The organism is Streptomyces alboniger (assembly GCF_008704395.1).
GTDB classification, from domain to species: domain Bacteria; phylum Actinomycetota; class Actinomycetes; order Streptomycetales; family Streptomycetaceae; genus Streptomyces; species Streptomyces alboniger.
The window spans coordinates 1910758-1933979 of record NZ_CP023695.1 but is presented as its reverse complement, the minus strand read 5'-3'; the positions used below and the strand labels follow the sequence as shown (position 1 = coordinate 1933979).

Genomic DNA, 23222 nt, shown 5'->3' with positions numbered 1-23222 from the left:
GGGGACGGGGGTGGGGCGTCGGCTCGGAAGAACGTACGTTACGTACGGTGGAGGCATGGACGGCCTCAGCGAACTGGACGAGCGGATCACCGGCTGCCGCGCCTGCCCCCGCCTGGTCGACTGGCGCGAGGAGGTCGCGCGCACCAAGCGCGCCGCCTTCGAGGACTGGACGTACTGGGGGCGCCCGGTGCCCGGCTTCGGCCCGCACGACGCCTCGCTGCTGATCATCGGCCTCGCGCCCGCCGCGCACGGCGCCAACCGCACGGGGCGGATGTTCACCGGCGACCGCTCGGGCGAGTTCCTCTACCCGGCGCTGTACGACGTCGGTCTCGCCTCGCGCCCCACCGCCGAGAGCGCCGACGACGGGCTGACCCTGTACGGCACCCGCATCACCTCACCCGTGCACTGCGCCCCGCCCGCCAACAAGCCCACCACGGAGGAGCGCGACACCTGCCGCCCCTGGCTGGTGAGCGAGCTGAAACTGCTCGCCCCGACGCTCAAGGCGGTCATCGTGCTCGGCGGCTTCGGCTGGCAGGCCGCGCTGCCCGCCTTCTCGGCGGCGGGATGGCAGGTGCCGAAGCCGCGCCCGGCGTTCGGGCACGGGGCGCACGTGGTCCTGCCGGGCGGCCCCGAAGGCAAGGGACTCGACGTCTTCGGCTGCTTCCACGTCAGCCAGCGCAACACGTTCACGGGACGGCTGACCCCCGGGATGCTGCGGAACGTGCTGCGCACGGCCGCCGCGGAGGCGGGGCTGCACCCGAATGGCCCAGCAGAGTGAGTCGCGCCGCACGGTGATCCCTAGCGTGAGGACGTGGACGACACTCGCGCAGCCAAGCCCTCTGCCGCCGCCTACCGCAATCTGGCCGTCGCCACGGTCGGGTTCACGCTCACCTTCTGGGCCTGGGACCTGGTGGCGCCGCTCGGCAGCGACTTCAAGGACCGGCTCGGGCTCAGCTCCTTCGAACAGTCGCTCCTGGTCGCCGTGCCGGTGATCGTCGGCTCGCTGGGCCGCGTCCCCGTCGGCGCGCTCACCGACCGCTACGGCGCCCGGCTGATGTTCCCCCTGGTCTCGGCGTTCACCATCGTCCCGGTGCTGCTGATCATCCCCGCCAGGAACAGTTACGCCGCGATGCTCGCCGTCGGCTTCCTGCTGGGGCTCGGCGGTACGACGTTCGCCATCGGCATCCCCCTGGTCAACTCCTGGTTCCCGCCCGCCCGCAGAGGCTTCGCGCTCGGCGTCTTCGGCATGGGCATGGGCGGCGTGGCGCTCTCCGGCTACTTCACGCCCCGCATCGCCGACCACGGCGACAACCTGCCCTTCATCGTCGTGGCGATCGCGCTGGCCGCCTTCGCGGTGCTCGCCGCGGTCCTGATCACCGACCGCCCGGACCGGCCCGTGCCCACCAGCGCGCTCACCACCCGGCTCGGCCGGGCCGGGCGGCTGCGGGTCACCTGGGAACTGTCGGCGCTGTACGCGATCGGCTTCGGCGGGATCGTCGCCTTCGGCGTGTACCTGCCCACGTACCTCAAGACCTGGTACGACCTCTCACCCACCGAAGCCGGCACCAAAGCGGCCGGATTCGCGCTCGTCACCGTCGTCTTCAGGCCCATCGGCGGCTGGCTCTCCGACCGGCTCCACCCGGCCACGGTCACCTCCTACGCGCTCGCCGTCGTCGCGCTCTTCGCCGTCATGCAGGCCTTCGACCCGACGCTGTACCCGATGGGCACCATCTGCTTCCTCGCCATGGCGGCGGGCCTCGGCACCGCGAGCGGCAGCGTCTTCGCCCTCGTCTCCCAGGTCACCCCGCAGCCGCAGGTCGGCTCGGTCACGGGCATCGTCGGCGCGGTGGGCGGCCTCGGCGGGTTCGTCCCGCCGCTGGTCATGGGTGCCATCTACAGTGCCAAGGACTCGTACTCGATCGGCTTCATGCTGCTGTCGGACCTGGCGCTGGCGGGCTGCGTGTACGCGTACGGGAGGATGCGGAACACGAAGGCGGCCTGAGAGCCGGCCGACGCTCCTCCGGCCGGGCCGGTGCCCCTCTGGGCAGGCCGGTGTGTACGGGACACGCCGCCGCGAGGGTGGTTTTCCCACGCTCTGATGGGGTTCTGGCTGCCGTCGCGGGCGCGGTCGCCGCAGACTCCGGGGAACGCGCCGGGCAGGTCCGGCGCCGAGCATCTGGAGCCGCCCGGTGTCCCAGTCGCCCTCTCGCCGCGCCCGTCCCCGGCCTCGATTCCCGCTCTCCCGGGTGGTCCTCACCGCCGTCCTCCTCCTCGGCGCGGCCGCCACCGGCGGTACGGCCGCGGCCGGGGCCGCCCCCGGGTCCGCCCCTCTCTTCTGGGTCGACCCGGACAGCGCCGCCGCCCGGCAGGCCGCCGAGTGGCGGGCGGAGGGACGCCTCGGCGACGCCAGGATCATCGACCGCATCGCGCAGCGGCCCCAGGCCGTGTGGCTCAACGAGGACGGGCCCGGGGCCGTCGTGCGGGCCCATGTGGGGGCGGCGGCGATGGCGGAACGCACCCCGGTGTTCGTCGCCTACTTCATCCCGTACCGCGACTGCGGCGCGTACTCGTCCGGCGGCGCCCTCGACGCCGCGCACTACCGCCAGTGGATCGACGACTTCGCCTCGGGGCTCGGCGCCACGGACGCGTACGTCATCGTGGAACCGGACGCCGTCGCGCACATGGTGGCGGGCTGCGAGGGAGCGGACGCCGCCGAGCGCTACGAACTCCTCGCCCACGCCGTCGAGCGCCTCAAGAGCCGGCCGAACACGAAGGTGTACCTCGACGCGGGCAACGCCGGGTGGATCCCCGAGGAGCAGCGCTTGGTCGCGCCGCTGCGCAGCGCCGGGATCGACACGGCCGACGGCTTCGCCCTGAACGTATCCAACTTCCATACGAACGAGGACAGTCTGGAGTACGGACACCGGCTCGCCGACGCGCTCGGCGGCGGCAAGCACTTCGTCATCGACAGCAGCCGCAACGGCAACGGTCCCTACGACGGCGACGAGTCCTGGTGCAATCCGCCCGGCCGCGCCCTCGGCACCCCGTCCACCACTGACACGGGCGATCCCGCGCTCGACGCCTACCTGTGGATCAAGCGGCCGGGCGAGTCCGACGGCACGTGCCGGGGCGGGCCGCGGGCCGGGCGGTGGTGGCCGCAGTACGCCCTGGGCCTCGCGCAACGGACCCCGGACCGGCCCTGAGGGGCTAGGCGGGCTGCCAGACGTAGTGGATGTCGGGCTCTCGCTCCTCGTTGCCCGAGCCGTCCGTCCGCTCGGCCTCCGTGAAGCCATGGCGCGCGTAGAACCGCTGCGCCGGGGCGTTGACCTGGAACGTCCAGAGCCGGAGCCCCTCGGGGCTGCGCTCCTTGGCCAGGGCGACGAACCGGTCGCCGATGCCGCGCCCCCGCCACCGCGGGTTGAGGTAGAGCTGGCTCAGCTCGTCGCCGTCGAGGACCATCATGCCGACCGTCTCGCCCGCCGCCTCCGCGATCCACGTACCGCCGCGCGGCACGACGACGTACTGGAAGAACTCCCGCACCTCGACGTCGGAGTGGGCCCGCCGCACGGTCGGCAGCGCGGCGTCGTACGAGCGCAGGTAGACGTCGGCGACGGCGGTCCCGTCGGCCTCGGCGGCCGGGCGCAGATCGACCGAGGGCGGGTCGACCGGGGCGGGGATCACGAGTTCTCCGGGGGGAGGTGGGGGACGGTGGCGGTGGCGGTGATCTCCACGAGCTGGCCGGGGTAACCGAGGCACGTGGTGCCGAGCAGCGTCGAGGTGTGCGGGCCCGCGTGCAGCCGGGAGGCGCGGACGACCTCCCAGGCCTCGGTGAGAACGGGCGGCTCGTCGGCGACGACGTACACCGTGCTGGCCACCACCTGCGACAGATCGCTGCCCACCGCCCGCAGGGCCTCTTCGAGGTTGGCGACGACCTGCTCGGTCTGGCGGGTGACGTCCCCCTCCCCGACGAGGTTCCCCTCGGCGTCGAGCGGGACGGAACCCGCCATGAAGGCGAGACGGGTGCCCGCTTCGACGACGGCCGCGTGGGCGTATCCGGGAGGCGGGAAGAGGGTGGGGACGACGATGCGTTCCGGGGTGGTCATGGGGTGATCATGCGGGGCCCCGGACGCGTACGCATCCGAATTTCGTACACGTCCGAATTTCGTACGCGTCCGGCCCGGCGCGCCTCGGCTGGGTGGTTCAGCGGGGTGGTTCGGCGGGGTGGCTCAGCCCACCGCCGCCGGTGAACTTCCGCCCCGCACGCGCAGAACGGGCTTGCCCGACCCGTCGGCGGGGGTCGACCAGATGTCCGACCTGCGGCCGTCCGCACCCGGCAGGGCGTACGCGAGGGTGCCGTCGTCCAGCCAGGCGGCCTGGTCGTCGACGTTCCGCCGCTCGGCGAGCGGGTGTTCGCGCATCGTCCGGAGGTCCAGGACGTACAGCCGCCACGGGTCCCGGGTCCCTTCCCGCACGCGCTTCTTGAAGGCGAGGCGGGTGTTGTCGGGGGAGAGCGAGGGGCATTCGACGTTCGTGCGCAGGGCGGTCGCCGCCCACTTCCTCATGTCGCCGCGGACGAGGTACGTCCTGCCCTTGGTGGAGACGGTCGCGTAGAAGCGGTTGTCGTCCCTGGCGAACGTCACGCCCCAGTAGTTGACGTCCGGGGAGTGGTACCGGCGGCCGTCGAGGGTGAGGGGGATCTCCTCCATGTTCTTGATCAGATAGCCGGTGCGGGTGTCCAGGATCGAGGTGCGGGTGGAGAAGGAGGAGCCCGCGTAGGAGTCGCCGGTGGCGAACATCGTCCAGGACAGCATCCGGCCCGACGCGGAGACGCGGGCCCGGTTGGGGATGCCGGTCAGCGCGATACGGCGCTTCTCGCGCAGGCGTTCGTCGAGGACCACCGCGTATGACTTGGGCGGGATCCCGGAGCGGCGTTGCAGGCACAGAGCCGTGCGGGCGGCGGCGTAGAAGCGTTCGCAGGACGGGCCGCCAGTGGTGCGGGCTGCCTGGTGAGCGGCCTTGCCGGGCGTGGCCTCTCCGGGCGCGGGCAGGCGGGCGACGCGGCCCGCGCCACCCGCCTCGGTGCCGCGGAAGTAGAGCTGCCCTCGGTCGAGCCCGAACTCCGACGCGGCGTCGGCGGACTGGGCGCGCCGGGCCGCGTGCAGGGTGTACGCGACGGCGACGCCCGCGAGGACGGCGGCGGCCACGGCGACCGCGATGATCCGGGAGCGCAGCGACCGTGGCGCGGTGGGGGCGGACGGGGTCATGGGGTCCTTTCGGTACGGGGCAGCAGTGCGGCCGCCCCCGCGAGGGCCACCGTCAGGGCGATGACCGCGCAGGTCAGCGCCGTGCCGATGCCCCACAGCGTCCAGGCGGCGCCGAACCCCGCGGCGGCGAGGAGCCGGGCGAGGGCCTGTCCGGTCTGGAGCACGGCCATGCCGCGGGCCCGGCGCTCGCGGGGCACCACGGGCGTGGCGAGGGCCATCAGGACGCCGTCGGTGGCGGCGTAGAAGACGCCGAGGAGCAGCAGGACGCCGACGAGCAGCGGCCAGCCGTCGGTGGGCGCGAGCAGAAGGACGTAACCGCACAGGAGCGCCACGTGCCCGGCGAGGAAGGGCGCGCGGCGCCCGACGCGGTCGGCGAGCCGCCCCGCCGGAACGGCGAGCAGCAGATAGACGGCGGCGGCGCCGAGCGGCAGGAGCGGGAACCACGACACGGCGAAGTCGAGCCGCCGTTGCAGGAGGAGGTAGAGGAACGCGTCGCCGATGGTGGCCGCGCCGAGCAGCGAGGCGGCGAGCAGGACGCGCCGGAAGGCGGGGACGCGGAGCAGGGCGGGCGCCCCGGGGCGGCGCGCGGCCGGGTCCCGAGGCTTCGGGGGCGATAGCTCCCGGCGGCCGGGCACGAACAGGACCAGCAGCAGCACCCCGAGCAGCCCGAAGCAGAAGCTCACCACGAACACCGCGTCGTAGGCGTCCGCGGTCGCCCACAGCAGCGCGAACGCGGCGAGCGGTCCGAGGAGCGCCCCCGTGGTGTCCATCGCCCGGTGGACGCCGAAGGCGCGGCCGAGCGTGTCGGGCGGGCCGCTCAGCGAGATCAGCGCGTCACGCGGCGCGGTCCGCACTCCCTTGCCGACGCGGTCGGCGGCGAGCGCGGCGCCGATCCCGGCGGTGGCGCCGCCCGCGAGGAGCAGTCCGAGCCGGGAGAGCGTGGAGAGGGCGTAACCGCCACCGGCGACGAGCTTGTGCCGCCCGCCGCGGTCGGCCGCGTATCCGCCGGCCAGCCGCACCAGGGCCGTGACTCCGTTGTAGAGCCCGTCGAGGAACCCGAACTGGAGGGGAGTGAGACCGAGCTGGAGGACGAAGTAGAGCGGGAGGACGGCGGTGACCATCTCGGAGGAGATGTCGGTGACCAGGCTGACCGCGCCGAGCGCGAGGACGGGTCCGGCGACGCGGCCGCGTCGTGCCTCGGACTTCTCCGTCTTCTCCGACTTCTTCGTCTTCTTCGTCTTCTTTGAGGACTTGGCGACCGCATCGGTGGTGGCCAGATACATGCCCGCTCGTCTCAGCGGCAGCTGTAGGAGGGGCTGGTGTCCTTCGTCGAGCCGTCCGTGGCGACGAGGTTCCAGGAGAACCCGGTGTCGGTGAAGTTCAGCTTGACGACGCCGAAGCTCTTGGTGATCCGCTTCTGGCTGTTGGGCTGCACTTCCTCGATGTCGTACGGGTTCGCGCCGCCCATGCCGCCGAGGATCTCGACGATGCCGTTGGCGTCGGCCCTGCCGTCCGGGTTCTGGGGAGCGAACCGCTCGTAGTGGTGGTCGTGGCCGTTGAGGACCAGCTCGGCCTTGTTGGCGTACAGCAGCTTCCAGACGGGACGGCTGACGGGGTCGTTGCCGTGCCCGCCGGAGGAGAAGAGCGGGTGGTGCCAGTACGCGGCCACGCACTTCTTGGAGTTGGCTGCCAGGTCGGCCTTGAGCCAGTCGATCTGCTCGTCGTCGTCGAAGCTGTTGGAGTCGAGCGCGATGAAGTGCCAGTTGCCCTGGTCGAAGCTGTAGTAGCTCTTGCCCCGGGGGTAGGCGATGGACCCGAAGTAGGACTTGTAGCCCGCGAGCGAGCCGGCCGGGTCGTAGGTCTCGTGGTTGCCGGGGACGGGACGGGTCTTGCTCTTGAAGGCGCCCCAGCTCTTGTCGTAGTAGTTCTTGAAGTCCTTCAGGCGGGCGTCGTCGTACTGGTTGTCGCCCATGGTCATCACGAAGGACGGGTTGATCTGCTTGACCAGGGCCGCGGTCTTGGGGTGCTTGCAGCTGCTGCTGCTCGCGGTGCACTGCTCGGCGATGTCACCGGCGGCGACCGCCGTGAAGCCCGCCCTGGGCCCGGCGGCGGGGGAGGCGTCGGCCTCCTCGGCGGGCGACCAGAGCAGGACGCCGCCGACCAGGGCGAGTGCGGAGCCCACAGCGACGGGGTTGCCCCAACGGGCCTTGTGTGCACGGGTGGTGGGCGTACGGGGGTTCATGGCGCGGGGGGTGGGCGACATGTCCGTCTCCTCGGTTGGTGGGGGGTGCCGAGCCGTCTCGGGGAATCCTGGCGATGGGGCATGTTCGCGTCAAGAACTTGGGCCAATTATTGTTAGGAAAGTTTCCTTCCAGTGCTTAGTGGTCAAGGTTTGGGCGGGGGTGCGGGGGCGCGGGGGTGCAGGGGCTGGGGGGCCAGGGCGCGCGGGTGCCGGGCCGCGTTGTCAGTGGTCTCGCCTAGGGTGGCGAGCGTGGGGGACGGGTGGCGTGAGCAGGGCGAACAGGGCGAGCAGGCCGAGCAGGGGCTGAGCGAGGTGAGGGCGATGACGGTGGAGGCGGAGTCGGTGGCGACGGCCGTGGCGCCCGTGGCGGCCGAGCGCGCTCTCCTCGTACGTTCCTGCGCGGCCGTCTTTCTTCCGGCGGAGGTGCCGAGGGAGGGCCGGATCGCTTTCTGGCGGGCGGACGGGGGAGAGCTTCCGGGGGCGGCCGGGATCGTGCGGGGGGAGCTGGGGGCAGGCGGCGCGGGTGTCGCGGGCGGCGGGGGTGTGCCGGGTGGGCTTTCGAGAGGCGGCCGGGGCGACTCGGGCGGTGCGCGAGGCGGTCTCGCGGCGGATGGCCCCGGCGGTGCGCGGGGCGGCCTCGCGGCGGACGGCCCCGGCAGCATGCGAGGCGGCCTCGCCACGGACGGCCCCCACCCCACGCGGGGCGACCTCCTCGTCGCCCGTAAGCACGGCAAAGGCGCCCGCGCCCGAACCGTGCCCGCGCTGTTCCTGCCGGTCGCCGACGCCGTGCCGCTCCTGTTGCGCGCCGCGCGCCCGCATCCCGCCGCCGCTTGCTGGGCCGCGGCCGCCCGGCACGCACTCCATCTGGCCGCCCGGGGCAGGCTGCTGCCCGGACTCACCGCGGGCGATCACGACGCGTGGCGTGCGGGCCCCCTGGACGAGACCGACGTCGCCCAGTTGCGGGCCATCGCCGCCGCCCTGCCCGCCGAGGGGCACGCCGTACCGCTGCCGGGAAGCGGGCCTCTGCTCCTGCCCGAGCCGGTCGCCCTGGTCAGAGCCTTCGTGGACGCCGTGGTGGACGCGCTGCCCCGCACCCCCGCCGCCCCGCACGCCGTCGGCGCCCCCTTCGCCGCGCGCGAGCCGCAGCGGCTGCCGGGCGCGCGGGAGTGGGCCGCGGAGGTCGCGGCCGGGATGGACGCGGGGGTGCGGGTGTCCTTGCGGCTCGACCTGCGGACCCACGAGGTGTTCGACGTGGGGGAGGGGACGGGGGCGGGGGTGGGGTCTCGTGGAGGGAGGCCCGGTCCCGACGCGGAAGGGCCGGGCTCGGGAGGCGAGGGCGACACCCCGGAGGAGGTGCCCCGCGCGGCCGTGGCGACCCCCGCGGCCGCCGTCGTGCAGGTGCACAGCCTCGCCGATCCCTCCCTGGTGACCGACGTGCCCGGGCTCTGGGCGGGCGCCGACCACTTCGGCCCGCGCGCCAAGGTCGACACGCTGCTCGCCATCCGCCGCGCCGCCCGCGTATGGCCCCCGCTCGCCCGGCTCCTGCAACGGCCCCGCCCCGACGTGCTGCCGCTGAGCGAGGACGAGCTGTACGACCTGCTGGGCGCGGCCGCCGGCCGGCTCGGCGCGGCGGGAGTGGCCGTCCACTGGCCGCGGGAGCTGACCCGCGGCCTCACCGCGACGGCCGTCGTCCGCCCCGCCCCCGGCACGGCAGCCGACAACTTCGACTTCTTCAAGACCGAGGAACTCCTGCAATTCCGCTGGCAGTTGGCGCTCGGCGACCAGCCCGACGACCTGCTGACCGAGGCGGAGCTCGACCTGCTGGCGGAGGCGCACCGCCCGGTGGTCCGCCTCCGTGACCAATGGGTCCTGGTCGACCCCGCGCTCGTACGCAAGGCACGCAAGCGCGACCTCGGCCTGCTCGACCCGGTGGACGCCCTCTCGGTCGCGCTCACCGGCACGGCGGAGGTCGACGGCGAGCAGGTGCCCGCCGTGCCCCTCGGCGCGCTCGCACAGCTGCGCGAGCGCGTGACGGACGACCTCGACACGATCGCCCAGCCGCCGGGACTGCACGCGACCCTGCGCGACTACCAACTGCGGGGCCTGGCCTGGCTGGACCGCATGACCTCGCTCGGCCTCGGCGGCTGTCTCGCCGACGACATGGGCCTCGGCAAGACGATCACGCTGATCGCCCTCCACCTCCACCGGGCGCACCCCGCGCCGACGCTCGTGGTCTGCCCGGCATCGCTGCTCGGCAACTGGCAGCGGGAGATCGAGCGGTTCGCGCCGGGCGTCCCGGTGCGCCGCTTCCACGGCCCGGCCCGCAGCCTCGACGGCCTGACCTGCGGCTTCGTCCTCACCACATACGCCACGATGCGTACGAGCGCTCCCGAACTGGCCGACAGGACCTGGGGGCTGGTCGTCGCCGACGAGGCGCAGCACGTCAAGAACCCGCACGCGGCGACGGCGAAGGCGCTGCGCACGATCCCCTCCCCGGCCCGCGTCGCCCTCACCGGCACCCCCGTGGAGAACAACCTCTCCGAGCTGTGGGCCCTGCTCGACTGGACGACCCCCGGCCTGCTCGGCCCCCTGAAGGCGTTCCGCGCCCGGCACGCCCGCCTGGTGGAGGGCGGCGACCCCGGCGGGACCGGCGCGAACGACGAGGCGCTGGCCCGCCTCGCCCGTCTCGTACGCCCCTTCCTCCTGCGCCGCAAGAAGTCCGACCCGGGCATCGCGCCGGAACTGCCGCCGAAGACGGAGACCGACCACCCCGTCACGCTCACCCGCGAACAGATTTCGCTCTACGAGGCGGTGGTGCGCGAGACGCTGGCCCGCATCGAGGCCTCGGACGGCATCGCCCGCCGCGGCCTGGTGATGAAGCTGCTCATGGCGCTGAAGCAGATCTGCAACCACCCCGCGCAGTACTTGAAGGACGGCGTGCTCACGACGCGGTCGGGCCGGGCGCGCTCCGGCAAGCTGGAGCTTCTCGACGAACTCCTCGACACGATCCTCACGGAGTCGGACAGCGCGGGCGCGGTCCTGGTCTTCACGCAGTACGTGGAGATGGGCCGCCTCCTCCAGACCCACCTGTCGTCCAGGGGCATCCCCTGCCAGCTGCTGCACGGCGGGACGCCGGTCGCCCGGCGCGAGGAGATGGTGGACCGCTTCCAGTCGGGCGAGGTCCCCGTCTTCCTGCTGTCTCTGAAGGCGGCGGGCACCGGCCTCAACCTCACCCGGGCGGGCCACGTCATCCACTACGACCGCTGGTGGAACCCCGCCGTCGAGGAACAGGCCACCGACCGCGCCTACCGCATCGGGCAGACCCAGCCGGTACAGGTGCACCGCCTGGTCACGGAGGGCACGGTCGAGGACCGCGTCGCCGAACTCCTCGCGGCGAAGAAGGCGTTGGCGGACGCGGTGCTCGGCGAGGGCGGCGAATCCGCGCTCACCGAGCTGTCCGACGCGGAGCTGGCGGACCTGGTGGCGCTGCGGAGGACGGCGTGAGCCCGCGCGGTGGCGCCCTGGGCGGCGGAGGCCTGGGCCGGGCCAGCGGCATGAGTGAGACGAGCCGCATGGGCAGCGGCCGCGTCTTCCCCGCCCTGCCGGCGCACCCCGATCCCGAGGCGCCCTTCGCCGCCTCCTGGTGGGGGAACGCCTGGATCGGCGCACTGGAGGAGAGCGCCCTGGACCAGGGGCGCCTGGCGCGCGGCCGGGCGTACGCCCGCGAAGGCGCGGTCGACACGATCACCGTCGCGCCGGGCCGCATCGTCGCGTACGTCCACGGCAGCCGCCCCCGCCCCTACCGCGCGGAGATCCGCCTGCGCACGATGCTCCCCGACCACTGGGACCGCTTCCTGGACGCGGTGGCCACCGACCCCGCGCACATCGCGGCGCTGCTCGACAAGGACATGCCGCACGCCCTCGCCGACGCGGCGGCCCGCGCGGACGTCCCCCTCCTGCCGGGCGCCCGCGAACTCGCGCCGTCCTGCACCTGCCCGGACCGCGGCCACCCCTGCAAACACGCGGCCGCCCTCGCCTATCAGACGGCCCGCCTCCTGGACGCCGACCCCTTCGTCCTGCTGCTGCTCCGCGGCGGTGAGGAGCAGGACCTCCTCGACGAACTGTCCCGCCGCAACGCGCACAAGGCGGCGGCCGAGCAGCAGCCCGCCCCGCCCGCGCCCGACACCTCCCGCGGACCCACCCTCCCCGGCACCCTCGCCCGGGACGCCCTGGCCACCGAGTACCGCCCGGCGCCGCCGCCCCCGCAGGCGCCCCCGGCCCACCCCGGCGAGCCTCCCGTGCTGCCCTCCCTGCCGGGAGCCCCGGACCCGACCTCCCTGGAATTCCTGGTCACGGACGCGGCGGCGAGGGCCCACGCCTTCCTCACCACCGGCGCGGACCCCTTCACCGCCGCGTCCCCCTGGCACGACGCGGTCCGCCTCGCGGCCTGCCACCCCGGCCTCACGGGCCGCCGCACCTTCAGCCGCCCCTTCGCCGAGCTGGCCCGCTCGGTGGGCCGCACCCCCGCCGACCTGTCCCGGGCGGCCGCGGCCTGGCGCCAGGGCGGCGAGGAGGGCCTGGCGGTCCTGGAAACCCCCTGGGACCCCCCGGCGGGCCCCTTCGACCGGGCCCGCGGCTCCCTCGCCGGGGCGGACCTCCCCCGCATGACGATCCATCGCAACACCCTGACGAACGCGGAAGCATCCCTCCAGATCCGCTACGGCCGCGACGGCCGCTGGTACCCGTACCGCAGCGAGCCGGGCGCGGAGGACTGGTGGCCCGAGGGGGAGGCGGACGTGGACGTGGTGGGGGCGCTGACGGCGGTGCTCGGTGCGTGAGGAAGGTGCGGCCTCCGCGAGAGGCACCGCGAAAAGCGCCGGGCAGAACACCGGGCGAAGCGCCGGGCAGAACACCGGGCGAAGCGCCCGCCAAAGACGATGGCCGACCAGCGAGAGAGCCGAGGTGCCTCAGAAGTGCCTGCCATGAACGACCAAGCCTTCCTCGACCACGTCGCCGACCGGCTCGCCGCCCTCCCCGGCGTCGACGCCGTCGCCCTCGGCGGCTCCCGCGCGCAGGGCACCCACACCGCCGACAGCGACTGGGACACCGCCGTCTATTACCGGGGCCCCTCCTTCGAACCGGCCGCGCTGCGCGGGGTCGGCTGGGAGGGCGAGGTCTCGGAGCTGGGCGCGTGGGGCGGCGGCGTGTTCAACGGCGGGGCGTGGCTCACCGTCGACGGACGCCGCGTCGACGTGCACTACCGCGATCTCGACGTGGTCGAGCGTGTCCTCGCGGAGGCCGAGGAGGGGCGGTTCCACTGGGAGCCGCTGATGTTCCACCTCGCCGGGATCCCCAGCTACCTGCTCGTCGCCGAACTTGCCGTCAACAAGGTGCTGCGGGGCGAACTGCCGCGCCCCGCCTACCCCGAGGCCCTGCGCCGCGAGGCGCCCCGCGTCTGGCTCGACCGCGCCCGCGCGACCCTCGGCTACGCCCGCGCGGGCAACGCCCCGCGCGCCCAGCCCACCGAGGTCGCCGGCGCCCTCGCCACGGCCGCGATGCAGGGCGCCCACGCGGTCCTAGCGGCACGCGGTGAATGGGTCACCAACGAGAAGCGGCTCCTGGAGCGGGCCGGACTGCGGCACGTGGACGCGATCATCGCCTCGCTGGGGGACGGCGCCGACTCCCTGGCCGCCGCGCTCACCGAGGCGGCGGAACTCATCGAGTCGGCCGCCGCGAAGGCAGCGGAGTCCCACTGACCGCCGCGCCTGCGGGACCGCTCAGAAGTCGGCCCGCGTCCGTTCGTCGAGCCGCGCCACCGAGTCCTGCGCGAACGCCTTCTCGTAGTCGCCGCGGATCTCCTCGATCAGGACGTCCTTCTTGCGGGCCTCGCCCGTCGGGTACAGCAGGATCAGTTCGTACGAACGTTCCCGCTCGATCCTGCCGTTGGAGTCGCGCCACTGACCGCGCCCGTCCTGGATGGTCAGCCCGTCGGGGAAGCCAGGCGTGACCTCCTTGTCGATGAAGGCCATGAACTGCTTGTCGGTAACGGCGGGCCCGCCGTCGGGGCGCTCCGTGCCGAAGAAGAGCCGGGTCTCGGTGAAGGGCTTGCCCCGGGCGGCCGTCGAGGCGGTCGTCGAGGCGGCGGACGCGGCCGAGGACGACGGCCGTGCCTCGCCGTCCAGGGAGGCGTACGCCACCGGGGCGCCGACCGCGAGGGCCGCGGCCACGGCGCCCGCCACGGCGAGTCGGGTGCGGGTGGTGCGGGAGAGGCTGCGAGCCACGGCGTGATCCCTTTCGGTGGAGGGTGAGGGCGTCCGGCTGCGGCGGCGGGCGAGGGCGTCACCCCGCGTGTGACGAGGGGCCGTACTCCCTTGTCGGCCGCAAACCGTAGCGGACGCCCAGGCGGTACGTGGCGAGGTCCCGCCACGCGCCGCCCGCCCCGTCGGTCACGATCAGGTGGACCGCGTCCACCTGTCCGGTGATCGGCAGGTGAGGGGCCAGCTCGGACTCCAGGGCGTCGTAGGCGGCCTGACAGGTGTCGGGGCCCTCGTGGTTCGCGAGCGTCAGATGGGGTGCCAGGGGCGGTGTGAAGATGCCGCGGTAGGGGACCGCCTCGGGCCAGCGGGCGGTGAGGGACGCGGTGAGGGCGCGGACCGGGGTCTCGGGCTGCGGGGGGAGGTAGAGGACGCCCGGGTAGCGGCGGAACTCGGTGAACGCCAGGGTGAAGGGCGTGTGGGCCGCGAAGAGGTTCGTCAGGTCGGCATGGGTGGAGGCGGTGAAGCGGGACGTGTTGAGGAAGGGGTAGAGCACGGTCACATGGGCGGGGAGGCCCGTCCTCACCAGGGGGTTCGCCTCGGGGACGCGGATGGTGAGGGCCGTGTCACCGGGCAGGTCGGCCCACCCGCCGCCCGCCGCGTCGGAGACTGCCCCTGCCGGTTCTCGTACCTCGTTGCTCACAGCCCGGCATCGTGTCACGGCGGACCCCGGGCCCCCAAAGCCGTAAGACGGTGTCTTCCCTTACGTCATTCGACTCCCTTACGTTGCGCATGACTTGGCCGGTGTGATGTGCGAGGGGGCGGTGGGCATGACGGTGCGCAGGGGAGTGGTGGGGCTGATGGCGGGAGCCGTCGTCGCGTGGGGCGCCCTGGGGGGCGGGACCGCGGTCGCCGCCGACGGCCCCGCGCCGGACTCCGCGTACTCGGCCACGACCGGCGTCGGTCTGCACAACGCGTACGAGAAGGCGAAGTACCCGTACTTCGCCGACGCCCTCGACTCGGGCGCCGGGATGCTCGAACTCGACGTGTGGACCAACGGATTCGGCAGCGGCTGGCGGGTGTCGCACAGCAACCCGCTCGGCAACGACAACAACTGCGAGAACGCCCAGCACCCCGGCGAACTGCGCACCAAGCCGCGCAACCAGACTCTGACCGGGTGCTTGAGGGACATGCGCACCTGGCACGACGCCCGCCCCGGCCACCGGCCCGTCCTGGTCAAGGTCGAGCTGAAGGACGGGTTCCAGGCCAGGCGCGGGCGCGGCCCCGCGGATCTCGACGCGCTTCTGACGAGCGTGCTCGGCGACGCCGTGTACCGGCCGGGCCAACTGGCCGCAGGGCACCCCACCCTCGACGACGCCGTACGGGCCAAGGGCTGGCCGTCGCGCTCCGAACTCGCGGGGAAGTTCGTGGTCGAGCTGATACCCGGCACCGTCGAACAGGGCAACCCCGCGGACACCCTGTGGACCGACCGCGAGTACGCCACCCATCTGCGCGACCTCGCCGCGGCGGGCCGCCTCGGGGAAGCCGCCGCCTTCCCCGCCGTGCTCGGCGCCGGGGCGGGGGATCCGCGCGGCCGGTACGCGGACCCCTCGATCCGGCCGTGGTTCGTGCTGTTCGACGGGGACGCCACGGCGTACGCGGGCGGGGGCATCGACACGCGGTGGTACGCCGACCGGCGCTACCTCCTCGTCATGACCGACGCCCACAACGTCGCCCCCGCCATCGACGGCACGCGCCCGACCGAGGCACAGGCGAAGGAACGGGTCGCCCTGCTCGCGGGCCGGCACGCCAGCATCGTCTCGTCGGACTGGTATTCGCTGCCGGGCGTGCTCTCGACCGTACTCCCGAGAGGCTGAGCCGCCGGGGTCGAGCCGCCACTGCCTGGCGGGGCCGGTCCGGCTACCGTGAAGAGATGACGCCGCCTCCCGGACCGGCCGCTTCGGACCCGGCCCGCGCCCGCCCCGCCGATCTCCTCATCACCGGCTGCACGGCTCTGACCCACGGCCCCCAGGGCGCGATCGTCTTCATCGACGACGCCACGATCGTCGTACGTGACGGACTCATCGTCTCGGTCACCGCCTCCGGGGCCGCCACCGCGGGGACCGGGCCCGGGGTGGGCCCGGAGCGTGCCGCCGAGCACATCGACGGCCGGGGCACGGTCGCCCTCCCCGGCCTCGTCAACTGCCATACGCACACCCCCATGGTCGCCCTGCGCGGGCTGGCCGAGGACCTGCCCGCCCACGCGTGGTTCAACGAGTGGATCTGGCCCGTCGAGTCCAATCTGACCGAGCGCGTGGTCCGGCTCGGCGCGCGCCTCGCCTGCGCGGAGATGATCCGCGGCGGCGTCACCACCTTCGCCGACCACTACTTCGCGATGGACGCGGTGGCCGACGTCACCGAGGAGAGCGGCCTGCGCGCCGTCCTCGGCCAGGCCTACTTCAGCTCCCAGGGGCCCGAGGGCCGGGCCGCCTCCCTCGACTTCGCCCTGCGACGGCGCGGCACCGCGGGCGGCCGCGTCACCACCTGCCTCGCCCCGCACGCCCCCTACACCGTCGACGACGCCGACCTCGCCGCCACCGCCGGACTCGCCCGCGAGCACGGCCTCCTCGTCCACCTCCACGCCGCGGAGAACCGCGAGCAGACCGACAACAGCCTGGCCCGGCACGGGCGCACACCCATCGAGGTCCTGGAGCAGGCCGGACTCCTCGACGTGGATCTCCTCATCGCCCACGCCACCGGCCTCGACACCGCCCGCGACCTGCCCGCACTGCGCCGCGCCCGCGGACGCGTCGCCGTGGCCACCGCGCCCCGCGGCTATCTGAAGTTCGCCTGGGACACCACGCCCGTGCGGGCGCTGCGCGAGGCCGGCATTCCCGTCGGCCTGGCCACGGACGGCGCCGCGTCCAACAACACCCTCGACGTGTGGGAGTCCATGACGCTCACCGCCCTCGTCCAGAAGCACGCGGAGCACGACCCGACCTGGCTCACCGCCCGCCAGGCCCTGGACCACGCCACCCGGCAGAGCGCGCGAGCCGTCGGCCTCGGCGAGGAGATCGGGAGCCTCGCCGCGGGGCGGCGGGCCGACATCGTCCTCGTGGATGTGACCGGCCCGCACACCCAGCCCGTGCACGACCTGGCCGCCACCCTCGTACACAGTGCCCGCTCCGCGGACGTACGCACCTCGGTCGTGGACGGCCGGGTCCTGATGCGCGACCGTGAACTGCTGACCGTCGATGTGCCGCAAACCGTACGGGAGTTGGGGGAACTCCTGCCCGAACTCATCGACCGGAGCCACGGCAGGCGCGTCCAGGAGTACGAGGGCTAAATCCTTTCCGGCTTTCTCGCCCCCGAGCGATGAGTTCGGCACACCCCGCCGGTCCACCCTTCGCGGAGCTGCACGCTCGAAGGCCGCTCGAAGGGTGGAGGAGACACGCCATGGGACTTCCGGACATCGTCACACGCGAGGAGTGGCTCGTCGCGCGTGAGGAGTTGCTGGTCAAGGAGAAGGCCGCCACTCGCGCGCGCGACGCGCTGAACGCCGCGCGGCGCGGCCTGCCGATGGTGGAGGTCGACAAGGAGTACTACTTCGACGGCTCCGCCGGGAAGGCGACGCTGCTCGACCTCTTCGACGGGCGTGACCAGCTGATCGTCTACCACTTCATGTTCGCCCCCGAATGGGACGCGGGCTGCCGCAGCTGCTCCGCCTTCCTCGACCAGATCGGACACCTGGCGCATCTGCGGGCCCGCGGCACGAACTTCGTGGCCGTGTCGCGCGCCCCGTACACCGCGCTCCTCACCTTCAAGGCACGCATGGGCTGGACCGTGCCCTGGTTCTCGACGAACGGCGGCGACTTCAACTACGACTTCCAGGCGTCCTTCACCGAGGAGCCGCGCGATGTGCCCGCGATCAACTGCTTCCTGCGGGACGGCGACCGCGTCTACCACACGTACGCGACGTTCGCCCGAGGCCTGGACGGCATCGGCTCCACGAGCAGCCTCCTCGACCTTACGGCGCTCGGCCGGCAGGAGGAGTGGGAGCGGCCCGCGGGGCGTGCCTCGGCACTCGGGGCCCCCGCGGGCAGCGCGCGGGTGCGGTATCACGACGAGTACGAAGACTGAGAAACGCCTCAACTCCGTGTCGGTTCGGTCACGTTGCGAGCCCTGAGGGGCCCCGCGCGCGTTCTCACAGACAGAGCCGAACCGAATCGTACGGGGGACAGGAACATGACGAACGCACGAGTGGTGCTGGAGAGGTTTCCCGCGGGCGGACCCCGTGGGTCGTGGCCCGCGGAGGAGTTCGCGTGGGCCCGCCGCCAGGAGGGGCAGCCCGCGGAGGTCGTGATGGACCTCGCCTCGGACGCCTACCTGGTGATCGTGCGGGAGCCGACCGCCCGGTAGACCCCTCACCCCAGCGGAGCGCCCGCGCCCACCGGGGACCACCCCGGCGTGGTCCCCGTCACCCGGCACAGCGCCAGATACAGCGGAATCGGCGGGGTGTAGGGCACGTCGCCCTCGGGCCGGTTGATGAGCACGGGCGTCCGGCGCCCGCCGTTGCGCACCACCGCGCCCGCCGAGTAGGCGACCGGTGAGGGCCACTCCATGGCGACGTCGGAGTCCGCGGGAACGATCCACCACCAGCGCGGCCCGTCCTCGTACACGCACCCCACGCGGGGCAGCCGGGACATCAGCCGGGGCCCGAGCGCCGCGGGCACCGCCACCGCGTCGCAGCCGAGCGGCTCGGTCATCCCTTCGGGCAGATCGAGCCGCAGGGGTGGTGGTGGGGCCCCGGCGCGCTGTCGACGCCGGGAGAGCCGGACCAAGGTGTTCAGATCCAACGGCCGCACCATACCCGCGCTCACATGCCCCCCGCCCGCAACACTGCCACGCTCGCCACCCCGTTCTCCGAACGTGCCGACGCTGTCGTTCCGGTCCACGCCGTCACTTCGGTACTTCTGTACTTCGTTCGGTACTCAGGTACTTCGGTCCTCAGGTAGCCCGGTCCTCTACTGGTCCGGTCTACGCGAACTCCGGCGCTCCCTTCGGCGTCCTGCGCAACTCCGCCCACACCGTCCGCCCGATTCCGGGCCCCGCGTCGTGGACGCCCCACGCACTGCTCACCGCGTCGACGAGAAGCAATCCCCTCCCGTGCTCCTCGTCGGCCCCCCTGTGCACCGGGCGCGGCGTCCGAGTACCGCAGCCTTCGTCACGTACGGCTATTCGCAGCCTCTCCGTATCCGCGCAGAGCTCGCAGATGATCCGCCGGCTCGCGGTGTGCACCACGGCATTGGTGACCAGTTCGGAGAGTATGAGTGCCGCCGCGTCGCAGGCGTCGTCGTCCCGCACCGCCCACTCGCCGAACCGCACGCGCATGAGCCGTCTGGCTTGCGCTACGGAGTTCGGTCGCGGGGCGAGGGCGAAACTGACGCAGACCTCGGCAGCGCTCACAGGACGTGCCTCGGCGGGATCACCAAGACGGCCTTCGGCGGCTTCGGTTCCTAACGGCGCGGGCGGAGTCACGCTCTCCACTATCGCCCCGCCCCGAACACCTTGGCAAGACCCACTCTGAAAAGTGCACAGTGGCGTGTTCCTTCGAGACGGCGCATGGCACACTGCTCGCAACAGCTCGCGGTGCGGTGTGAGTTGTGGCAACGCGCAGTCGGGTGGAGGTAGGAGACGTGAGCGAACCGCGGTCCGCGCCGACCGTCGGCCAGGTCGTTCTCGGTCGTCGCCTCCAGGACCTGCGCGAAAGCGCGGGCCTGAAGCGCGAGGAGGCCGCGAAGATCCTGCGCGTCGCACCCGCCACCGTCCGCCGCATGGAGACGGCCGAGGTCGCGCTGAAGATCCCGTACCTCCAGCTGCTCCTCAAGGCCTACGGCGTCGCGGACGACGAGGCCGACGCCTTCGTGACCCTCGCCGAGGAGGCGAACAAGCCGGGCTGGTGGCAGCGGTTCCACGACATCCTGCCGGGCTGGTTCAGCATGTACGTCAGCCTGGAGGGCGCGGCCAGCCTCATCCGGTCCTACGAGCCCCACTTCGTGCCCGGCCTGCTCCAGACCGAGGAGTACGCGCGCGGAGTGATGCGCTCCGGAGCCATCGGCCAGACCCGGCCCGCGGACATCGAGCGGTACGTGGCGCTGCGCATGGAGCGCCAGGCGCTGCTCACCCGCGAGGACGCGCCCCGGCTGTGGGTGGTGATGGACGAGACCGCGCTGCGCAGGCCCGTCGGCGGCCCCGAGGTGATGCGCGAGCAGCTCGACCGGCTGCTCGAAGCCACCGAGATGCCCCACGTCACGCTTCAGGTCGCGCCGTTCGCGGCGGGCCCGCACCCCGGGACGTACGGACCGTTCGTGCTCTTCCGCTTCGCCATGGCGGAGCTGCCCGACATGGTCTACAGCGAGTACCTGACCGGCGCCGTCTACCTGGACGCGCGCAAAGAGGTGGCCACGCACTTGGAGGTCATGGACCGCATGGCGGCGCAGGCCGCCACCGCACAACGCACGAAGGACATCCTCCGCGATGTCCGCAAGGAGCTGTGACATGGACCGACACCGAGCCGGCACGCGCCCCGCCGGTCCGCGCGCACCCGGGGCCCGCGACGACTCGCGAGCCGAGCCCCGCGGGGAGTCCCGCATCTACAACGGCATGCCCGCCCGCGACCTCGGCAGCGACGGCTGGCACAAGCCGTGGAGCGGCGGCAACGGCGGCAACTGCCTGGAGGCCATGAAGCTGGCCGACGGCAGGGTGGCGGTGCGTCAGTCCGCCGACCCCGACGGCCCCGCGCTCATCTACACGCACGGGGAGATCAACGCGTTCATACAGGGCGCGAAGGCCGGCGAGGCGGACTTCCTGCTGTCGTGACCACCAAGCTTCCTGCTCTCGTGACCAGCAAGGTCCTCCTCTCCGACCGCCGCCTACTCCTGGAGCTGCCGTGACCGACCCGTCGTACATCGACACCAGCAAGCCGCACCCCGCACGGATGTACGACTGGTTTTTGGGCGGCAAGGACAACTACCCGGTGGACGAGGAGATGGGCCGCCAGCTCGTCGCCATGGACGGCCGGGTCCTGACGACGGCGCGGGCCAACCGCGCGTTCATGCAGCGCGCCACGCGCTGGCTCACCGAACAGGGCGTACGGCAGTTCCTCGACATCGGCACGGGCATTCCGACCGAGCCGAACCTCCACCAGATCGCCCAGGGGATCGCCCCTGACGCGCGCGTCGTCTACTGCGACAACGACCCCATCGTCCTCGCCCACGCCGAGGCGCTGCTCCGCTCCACGCCGCAGGGCGCCACCGAGTACATCCAGGCGGACTTCCGCGAACCGGAGAAGATCCTCGAAGGGGCCGCGCGGGTCCTGGACCTCGACCGGCCGGTCGCCCTGTCGCTCGTCGCGCTGCTGCACTTCATCGCGGACGAGGACGGCGCGTACGACCTGGTGGACCGGCTGATGCGGGCACTGCCCCCCGGCAGTTACCTGATGCTGTCGCACGGGACGGGTGAGTTCACCCCCGAGACGGCGCAGCGGGCCGCGGAACTCTACGAGGCGCGCGGCATGACCCTGGCGCTGCGCACGCGCGCCGAGGTGGAACGCTTCTTCGACGGTTACGAGATGGTGGCCCCCGGAGTGGCGGTCATCGACCACTGGAAGCCGGAACTGGGCGAGCGGGTGCCGGACACGGGGGAGGGGCCGACGCCGGGGTACGGCGCGGTGGCGCGCAAGCGCTGACGGTTTCGCGCCGCGGGGTTGCGGAGGTCGTGACGCCCTGGCCGGGGTGGAGGTGTGCGCCGCGCGCGACGCGGGGCGTCCGCTGTAGGGCCAGGGGCGTCCGGGGCGTTCCCTCTCGGGCCCGGGGGATTCGCTGTCGGGCCCGGCGCCCGCTCACACCGTCATCGGACGGTCGTACGGGGTGATCGGGGCCGGGAGGGACGTCGCGCCCGTCAGCCACCGGTCCACCGCGGCGGCGACCGCACGGCCCTCCGCGATCGCCCACACCACGAGCGACTGCCCGCGCCCCGCGTCCCCGGCCGCGAAGACGCCGGGGACGTTCGTCGCGAAGGCCGCGTCGCGGGCGAGCGCGCCCCGCGCGTCGAGGTCGACGCCGAGCTGGTCCAGCAGCCCGCCCGGCGCGCGCTCGGGTCCGGAGAAGCCGAGCGCGAGCAGTACCAGGTCCGCCCGAAGCTCCCGTTCCGTCCCCGGCAGCGGCCGGCGCAGTTCGTCGACCCCGGTGAGGCGCACCGCCCGGACCCGCCCTGCCGCGTCCCCGCCGAAGCGGAGCGTGGACGCCGCGAAGAGCCGTGCGTCGGCGTCCGCGAGGGGCGCGGTGCGCAACTCCCCGGCCTCCTCGTGCGCGGCGGAGAGCCGGTAGAGCCTCGGATACGTCGGCCAGGGCTCCGTCAGCTCGTCACGGGCCTCGCCCGCTCGCGCGTAGATGTCCAACTGCGTGACGGACGCGGCCCCTTCACGCACCGCCGTCCCCAGGCAGTCGGCCCCGGTGTCGCCTCCGCCGACGATGACGACGTGCTTCCCCGCCGCGGACAGCGGCGAGGCCTCCAGATCGCCCTCGCACACGCGGTTGGCCAGCGGCAGATACTCCATGGCCTGTACGACGCCCCTCAGTTCCCGCCCGGGTACGTCCAGTTCGCGCTGGGCGGTCGCGCCGACGGCCAGCACCACCGCGTCGTGACGGGACCGCAGCTCCGCCGCGCCCACATCCCGCCCGACCTCCGTCGACGTACGGAACCGCACACCCTCGGCGGCCAACTGCCCGAGCCTGCGCTCCAGGTGGTGCTTCTCCATCTTGAACGCGGGGATGCCGTAGCGCAGCAGACCGCCCACCCGGTCGTCCCGTTCGTACACGGCGACGGTGTGCCCGGCGCGCGTCAGCTGCTGGGCCGCCGCGAGTCCGGCCGGGCCCGAGCCGACGACGGCCACCGTCTTACCGGAGTGCCGCGAGGGTGCCCGCGGCGGGGCGAGGCCGTCGGCCCAGATGCGGTCGGCGACGGCCGCCTCGACGTTCTTGATCGTCACCGCGGGCTGGTTGATCGCGAGGACGCAGCCCGCCTCGCAGGGGGCCGGGCACAGGCGCCCGGTGAACTCGGGGAAGTTGTTCGTGGCGTGCAGCCGCTCCGCCGCCGCGTGCCAGTCGGCGCGCGAGACCAGGTCGTTCCAGTCGGGGATGAGATTGCCGAGCGGGCACGCCTGGTGGCAGAAGGGGACGCCGCAGTCCATGCAGCGATCCGCCTGCCGCTCGATCAGGGGCAGCAGGGCTCCGGGGACGTACACCTCGTCCCAGTCCTTCACCCGTTCCCCGACGGGACGGCGCGGCCATTCCTGGCGCGCGGTGGTGAGGAAGCCCTTGGGGTCGGCCATGGCCTCTCCCTCGCGCAGGCTTTTTGTCACCATACGTCCGCCTGCCGGCCACGGCGCGCTCAGATCGCTCA

At 73.2% G+C, this 23222-nt stretch carries 23 protein-coding genes; 13 read left to right on the top strand and 10 right to left on the bottom strand.

Features of this window, described 5'->3' with window-relative positions:
* Positions 1-55 precede the first annotated feature (55 nt).
* From CP975_RS08510 to CP975_RS08500, 3 genes are all read left to right on the top strand, one after another.
* Positions 56-778: a uracil-DNA glycosylase gene (locus CP975_RS08510; protein WP_055533224.1), complete on the top strand. Its 723-nt coding sequence runs from the start codon at positions 56-58 to the stop codon at positions 776-778.
* A gap of 33 nt (positions 779-811) precedes the next feature.
* Positions 812-2002, top strand: a complete 1191-nt coding sequence (locus tag CP975_RS08505) for an MFS transporter (RefSeq protein WP_055533222.1) — start codon at positions 812-814, stop codon at positions 2000-2002.
* A 244-nt stretch (positions 2003-2246) separates the two neighbouring features.
* Positions 2247-3203: a glycoside hydrolase family 6 protein gene (locus CP975_RS08500; protein WP_246201433.1), complete on the top strand. Its 957-nt coding sequence runs from the start codon at positions 2247-2249 to the stop codon at positions 3201-3203.
* A 4-nt stretch (positions 3204-3207) separates the two neighbouring features.
* Here CP975_RS08500 and CP975_RS08495 read toward each other — a convergent pair whose 3' ends face one another.
* The 5 genes from CP975_RS08495 to CP975_RS08475 all read right to left on the bottom strand — a co-directional run bounded on the left by CP975_RS08495 (position 3208) and on the right by CP975_RS08475 (position 7527).
* Positions 3208-3678, bottom strand: a complete 471-nt coding sequence (locus tag CP975_RS08495) for a GNAT family N-acetyltransferase (RefSeq protein ID WP_150477821.1) — start codon at positions 3676-3678, stop codon at positions 3208-3210.
* Positions 3678-4103, bottom strand: a complete 426-nt coding sequence (locus CP975_RS08490; RefSeq protein WP_150476720.1) for a RidA family protein — start codon at positions 4101-4103, stop codon at positions 3678-3680. Before CP975_RS08490 ends, CP975_RS08495 begins: the two co-directional genes overlap by 1 nt.
* Before the next feature lie 123 nt (positions 4104-4226).
* The gene (locus CP975_RS08485; RefSeq protein ID WP_055536390.1) at positions 4227-5264 is read right to left on the bottom strand and encodes a TolB-like translocation protein; all 1038 of its coding nucleotides are present in this window, start codon (positions 5262-5264) and stop codon (positions 4227-4229) included.
* Complete coding sequence (locus CP975_RS08480) at positions 5261-6547, bottom strand: MFS transporter (RefSeq protein ID WP_150476719.1); 1287 nt, start codon at positions 6545-6547, stop codon at positions 5261-5263. Before CP975_RS08480 ends, CP975_RS08485 begins: the two co-directional genes overlap by 4 nt.
* An 11-nt stretch (positions 6548-6558) precedes the next feature.
* Positions 6559-7527, bottom strand: coding sequence for a metallophosphoesterase family protein (locus CP975_RS08475; protein ID WP_150476718.1), 969 nt, complete (start codon positions 7525-7527; stop codon positions 6559-6561).
* Between the two features lie 300 nt (positions 7528-7827).
* On the opposite strand from CP975_RS08475, the gene CP975_RS08470 reads away from it, so the two are divergent.
* The 3 genes from CP975_RS08470 (at position 7828) to CP975_RS08460 (ending at position 13262) form a co-directional block, all read left to right on the top strand.
* Complete coding sequence (locus CP975_RS08470; protein ID WP_150477820.1) at positions 7828-11010, top strand: DEAD/DEAH box helicase; 3183 nt, start codon at positions 7828-7830, stop codon at positions 11008-11010.
* Positions 11007-12344 (top strand): SWIM zinc finger family protein, encoded by a 1338-nt coding sequence (locus CP975_RS08465; protein ID WP_342787927.1) that lies wholly within the window; start codon positions 11007-11009, stop codon positions 12342-12344. Before CP975_RS08470 ends, CP975_RS08465 begins: the two co-directional genes overlap by 4 nt.
* A gap of 144 nt (positions 12345-12488) precedes the next feature.
* On the top strand, positions 12489-13262 hold the full coding sequence (locus CP975_RS08460; RefSeq protein ID WP_055527978.1) for a nucleotidyltransferase domain-containing protein: 774 nt from the start codon (positions 12489-12491) through the stop codon (positions 13260-13262).
* A gap of 21 nt (positions 13263-13283) precedes the next feature.
* Here CP975_RS08460 and CP975_RS08455 read toward each other — a convergent pair whose 3' ends face one another.
* Both CP975_RS08455 and CP975_RS08450 read right to left on the bottom strand, forming a co-directional pair.
* Positions 13284-13787, bottom strand: coding sequence for a DUF3574 domain-containing protein (locus CP975_RS08455; protein WP_055527979.1), 504 nt, complete (start codon positions 13785-13787; stop codon positions 13284-13286).
* Positions 13788-13845: 58 nt separating this feature from the next.
* On the bottom strand, positions 13846-14463 hold the full coding sequence (locus CP975_RS08450; protein WP_055527980.1) for a 2'-5' RNA ligase family protein: 618 nt from the start codon (positions 14461-14463) through the stop codon (positions 13846-13848).
* A 127-nt stretch (positions 14464-14590) separates the two neighbouring features.
* On the opposite strand from CP975_RS08450, the gene CP975_RS08445 reads away from it, so the two are divergent.
* The 4 genes from CP975_RS08445 (at position 14591) to CP975_RS08430 (ending at position 18179) form a co-directional block, all read left to right on the top strand.
* Positions 14591-15637, top strand: a complete 1047-nt coding sequence (locus CP975_RS08445) for a phosphatidylinositol-specific phospholipase C domain-containing protein (RefSeq protein ID WP_150476717.1) — start codon at positions 14591-14593, stop codon at positions 15635-15637.
* 56 nt (positions 15638-15693) lie between these two features.
* Positions 15694-17106 carry an amidohydrolase gene (locus CP975_RS08440; RefSeq protein WP_055527983.1) on the top strand — a complete coding sequence of 471 codons (1413 nt, stop codon included), beginning with the start codon at positions 15694-15696 and terminating at the stop codon, positions 17104-17106.
* A 110-nt stretch (positions 17107-17216) separates the two neighbouring features.
* Complete coding sequence (locus CP975_RS08435; protein WP_055527985.1) at positions 17217-17900, top strand: DUF899 domain-containing protein; 684 nt, start codon at positions 17217-17219, stop codon at positions 17898-17900.
* A gap of 105 nt (positions 17901-18005) precedes the next feature.
* Positions 18006-18179 (top strand): hypothetical protein, encoded by a 174-nt coding sequence (locus tag CP975_RS08430; protein ID WP_150476716.1) that lies wholly within the window; start codon positions 18006-18008, stop codon positions 18177-18179.
* Positions 18180-18184: 5 nt separating this feature from the next.
* On the opposite strand, the gene CP975_RS08425 is transcribed toward CP975_RS08430, so the two are convergent.
* Positions 18185-18628: a hypothetical protein gene (locus CP975_RS08425; RefSeq protein ID WP_055527987.1), complete on the bottom strand. Its 444-nt coding sequence runs from the start codon at positions 18626-18628 to the stop codon at positions 18185-18187.
* A gap of 169 nt (positions 18629-18797) precedes the next feature.
* On the bottom strand, positions 18798-19226 hold the full coding sequence (locus CP975_RS08420; RefSeq protein WP_055527989.1) for an ATP-binding protein: 429 nt from the start codon (positions 19224-19226) through the stop codon (positions 18798-18800).
* A gap of 230 nt (positions 19227-19456) precedes the next feature.
* Here CP975_RS08420 and CP975_RS08415 point away from each other — a divergent pair, with 230 nt between their 5' ends.
* The 3 genes from CP975_RS08415 to CP975_RS08405 all read left to right on the top strand — a co-directional run bounded on the left by CP975_RS08415 (position 19457) and on the right by CP975_RS08405 (position 21507).
* Positions 19457-20317: a helix-turn-helix domain-containing protein gene (locus tag CP975_RS08415; RefSeq protein ID WP_055527991.1), complete on the top strand. Its 861-nt coding sequence runs from the start codon at positions 19457-19459 to the stop codon at positions 20315-20317.
* A 1-nt stretch (position 20318) separates the two neighbouring features.
* Positions 20319-20639, top strand: a complete 321-nt coding sequence (locus CP975_RS08410; RefSeq protein WP_150476715.1) for a DUF397 domain-containing protein — start codon at positions 20319-20321, stop codon at positions 20637-20639.
* A 70-nt stretch (positions 20640-20709) separates the two neighbouring features.
* Positions 20710-21507, top strand: coding sequence for an SAM-dependent methyltransferase (locus CP975_RS08405; protein WP_055527993.1), 798 nt, complete (start codon positions 20710-20712; stop codon positions 21505-21507).
* Between the two features lie 153 nt (positions 21508-21660).
* On the opposite strand, the gene CP975_RS08400 is transcribed toward CP975_RS08405, so the two are convergent.
* The gene (locus CP975_RS08400) at positions 21661-23151 is read right to left on the bottom strand and encodes a glutamate synthase subunit beta (protein WP_055527996.1); all 1491 of its coding nucleotides are present in this window, start codon (positions 23149-23151) and stop codon (positions 21661-21663) included.
* Between the last annotated feature and the right edge of the window lie 71 nt (positions 23152-23222).

Coding starts and splice junctions, on each gene's coding strand:
- CP975_RS08510 (WP_055533224.1), top strand. CDS start 56: ATGGACGGCCTCAGCGAACTGGACGAGCGGATCACCGGCTGCCGCGCC.
- CP975_RS08490 (WP_150476720.1), bottom strand. CDS start 4,103: ATGACCACCCCGGAACGCATCGTCGTCCCCACCCTCTTCCCGCCTCCC.
- CP975_RS08485 (WP_055536390.1), bottom strand. CDS start 5,264: ATGACCCCGTCCGCCCCCACCGCGCCACGGTCGCTGCGCTCCCGGATC.
- CP975_RS08480 (WP_150476719.1), bottom strand. CDS start 6,547: ATGTATCTGGCCACCACCGATGCGGTCGCCAAGTCCTCAAAGAAGACG.
- CP975_RS08475 (WP_150476718.1), bottom strand. CDS start 7,527: ATGTCGCCCACCCCCCGCGCCATGAACCCCCGTACGCCCACCACCCGT.
- CP975_RS08470 (WP_150477820.1), top strand. CDS start 7,828: ATGACGGTGGAGGCGGAGTCGGTGGCGACGGCCGTGGCGCCCGTGGCG.
- CP975_RS08460 (WP_055527978.1), top strand. CDS start 12,489: ATGAACGACCAAGCCTTCCTCGACCACGTCGCCGACCGGCTCGCCGCC.
- CP975_RS08445 (WP_150476717.1), top strand. CDS start 14,591: ATGACGGTGCGCAGGGGAGTGGTGGGGCTGATGGCGGGAGCCGTCGTC.
- CP975_RS08440 (WP_055527983.1), top strand. CDS start 15,694: ATGACGCCGCCTCCCGGACCGGCCGCTTCGGACCCGGCCCGCGCCCGC.
- CP975_RS08435 (WP_055527985.1), top strand. CDS start 17,217: ATGGGACTTCCGGACATCGTCACACGCGAGGAGTGGCTCGTCGCGCGT.
- CP975_RS08430 (WP_150476716.1), top strand. CDS start 18,006: ATGACGAACGCACGAGTGGTGCTGGAGAGGTTTCCCGCGGGCGGACCC.
- CP975_RS08425 (WP_055527987.1), bottom strand. CDS start 18,628: ATGGTGCGGCCGTTGGATCTGAACACCTTGGTCCGGCTCTCCCGGCGT.
- CP975_RS08410 (WP_150476715.1), top strand. CDS start 20,319: ATGGACCGACACCGAGCCGGCACGCGCCCCGCCGGTCCGCGCGCACCC.
- CP975_RS08400 (WP_055527996.1), bottom strand. CDS start 23,151: ATGGCCGACCCCAAGGGCTTCCTCACCACCGCGCGCCAGGAATGGCCG.